A 2609-nucleotide genomic window follows, 5' to 3' on the forward strand; every position below is an offset into this window, starting at 1 on the left:
CCCCATCCCTCGCCCGTGCCCCGTGCCGGGTCTGGAGGAATCCCGGATGAGTCTCGACGCATCTCCGGGCCGTGACGCCGACGCCCTCCGCGCCGGCATCGCCGCCCGTTTCGAACGTCTCCCCCTGTCCCGCTGGCACGTCACCGTCCGCATCGTCATCGGCGTGGTGACCTTCTTCGAAGCCTTCGACCAGCTGCTGATCGCCTACGCCATGCCTGAGCTGCGCCAGGAGTGGCACCTCACGGACGGTGACGCCACCGCCGTGCTCACCATCGGTTCCCTCGGCATGCTCATCGGCGCGCTCTTCTCTGGCCGGATGGCGGACCGCATCGGGCGCGTGAAGGTCATCGCGATCTGTATCGGCGTGTCGGGGCTGTCCTCGCTCGCGCTGGCCATGAGCCCGTCGCCGTCGCCCTTCATGCTGCTGCGCTTCGTGCAGGGCCTGGCGATCGGCGGCGAGGTACCCGTCGCTGCGACCTTCATCAGCGAGATCACCCGCAGCTTCAAGCGCGGTCGCTTCGTGCTGCTGTACGAACTGGTTTTCCCCGCCGGCCTCACCATCGGGGCGGTGGCAGCGGCGTGGATCGTGCCGGCACTGGGCTGGCGCTGGATGTACGCCATGGCGGCCGTGCCGGGGCTGCTGTGCATCCTCGTGCAGCGCACCGTCCCCGAGTCGCCGCGCTGGCTCGCCGACCGCGGCCGGATGCGGGAGGCCGAGGCGACGATGGACCTGATCGAGGCCAAGGTCGCCGCGGCGACGGGAGCCCCGCTCCCACCGGTCGCCCCCGTCACCACGGACGGCCCGGCGAGTCCGGTCAGTACGGCCGGCACGGCAAGTACAAGCCGCACGCCCGGCGCGCACGCCACGACCGGCGCGGACGGCGCGCACGCCACGATCGGCGCCACAGCAACAGTGCGAGCCGCCGTCCCCGCCACCCCCGCCGAAGCCGCCGCGACAGGCGTGAAGGGGCTGTTCACGGGGCGGTACCGGCGCCGGACGCTGGTCATCGGGGCGCTCTGGTTCACCGGCTACTTCGTCAATTACGGCATTACGTCCTGGCTGCCGACGATCTACGGGAAGCAGTACGGGCTGTCGCTCTCCGATGCGCTGATGTACTCGACGGTCACCTCGGTCGCCGGTTTCTTCGGCTGTCTGCTGGTGGCGCTCACCGTCGACCTGATCGGGCGGCGCAAGGTCTTCGCGTTCTTCCTCGGCGGCGCGGCCGCGCTGCTGATCGTGCTCGGCGTGCTCGGTGCCCGTACGCCCGTGCAGGTACTGGTGTGGACCTCGCTCGCCGCGGTCTGTTTCTTCGGCTCGAACATCTGCCTGTACCTCTACACGCCCGAGCTGTACCCGACGCGCATGCGGGCGCTGGGGTGCAGCATCGGCGGCGCCCTCAACCGGCTCGGGGTGATCCTAGGTCCGGTGCTGGTGGGGGCGATCTACGCAGGCGGGGGCCAGGTCTCCGTGGTCTTCATGACACTGGGCGGCGTAGCCCTCGTGGGCGCGCTTGCCGCCGCGTTCTTCGCCGAGGAGACCACAAACCGGCCGCTCGAGGAGGTGTCCCCGTAACCGTAACGTCGCACCGGTGCGGGCACGGCAGGGGACTGCTGTGCCCGCGGGCACGACGATCTGCGGGCACGGCACGGTGGCTGTCAGCGGGAGCCGAGGCGCTCCAGGACGCGCAGGGCCTGGCCGGGGAGGGTGTCCGGCGGGTTGCGGGGACGGTCGGCTCGCGCGTCGCCCCACAGGAGGAAGAGCCAGATGATGGTGCAGAGCCGGCGGGCGTCGCGCAGGCGGGCGGCCTCTTCCCGGGTGAGGTCGAAATGGGTGAGGAGGGCGTCGGCGGGGAGGTGGCTGTCGGACCATGCCGAGACGTGTTCGGTGATCTCGGCGAGTTCGAAGGCCCGGTCGCTGCGGCCGCTGTCCTCGAAGTCAACGAGCCGTACGCACGCCCCGTCCCCGGACCCGGACCCGGACCCGTTCCCGTCCCCGGACCCGTTCCCCTCCCCGTCCCAGAGGTAGTTGGCGAGGTTGCCGTCCGCGAAGCCCAGTACGGGTGGCGGTTCGGCAGCGGCCAGCCGGTCCGGATCCGGGCCCGCGAGCCAGCGGGCCCCCTCGCCGAAGGCCCGTTCCACCAAGGGGTCGGGGTGCGGTCCCGGCCTGGCGTCGTACCAGCTGCGCAGGGTGGCCGCGGCTTCTCCCACACACCAGGGCCGGAGCGGTACGGCGGTCAGTACCTGCCGGGGCAGTGCCTCGTGGAGGCGGGTCACGGCGGCGGCGACGGCGGCGGTCTGCGCGGCGTCCAGGTGCGTGCCGCGCAGTGGTGCGCCGGGGAGCCGGGTCATGGTGATGCTCGGCGGTTCGGCGGTGAGTGCGCAGGTCAGCGGCTGCGGGGCGAGGCCGGGGGCGTGCTCGGCGAGCAGCGTGAGACCGCGCCATTCGCGTTCGTGTTCGCCGCGGTCCCAGCTGCTGAAGCGCTTGGTGACGCGGTCCGCGTCGAAGGTGATGGCGTGCTTCGTGGTGAGGTCGGCCATGAGCCGATCCTCGCGCATCCCCTACAGCTCACATACAGCCTTCCTCCAGTACCGCCGTACCCCCACCCCGC

The 2609-nt window shown here is 71.6% G+C and carries 2 protein-coding genes; one reads left to right on the top strand and one right to left on the bottom strand.

From position 1 onward, the window contains the following. Positions 1-46: 46 nt before the first annotated feature. Positions 47-1573 (top strand): MFS transporter, encoded by a 1527-nt coding sequence (locus CCS38_RS00210; protein ID WP_223731126.1) that lies wholly within the window; start codon positions 47-49, stop codon positions 1571-1573. 83 nt (positions 1574-1656) lie between these two features. Here the strand turns inward: CCS38_RS00210 and CCS38_RS00215 are convergent, their stop codons facing one another. Then, positions 1657-2538, bottom strand: a complete 882-nt coding sequence (locus CCS38_RS00215) for a phosphotransferase (RefSeq protein WP_223731127.1) — start codon at positions 2536-2538, stop codon at positions 1657-1659. Between the last annotated feature and the right edge of the window lie 71 nt (positions 2539-2609).

Origin of the sequence: Streptomyces purpurogeneiscleroticus (assembly GCF_020024005.1) — a bacterium.
GTDB lineage: Bacteria > Actinomycetota > Actinomycetes > Streptomycetales > Streptomycetaceae > Streptomyces > Streptomyces purpurogeneiscleroticus.

Excerpts from the sequence above, each read along its gene's own strand:
- CCS38_RS00215 (WP_223731127.1), bottom strand. The coding sequence starts at position 2,538 with ATGGCCGACCTCACCACGAAGCACGCCATCACCTTCGACGCGGACCGC.
- CCS38_RS00210 (WP_223731126.1), top strand. The coding sequence starts at position 47 with ATGAGTCTCGACGCATCTCCGGGCCGTGACGCCGACGCCCTCCGCGCC.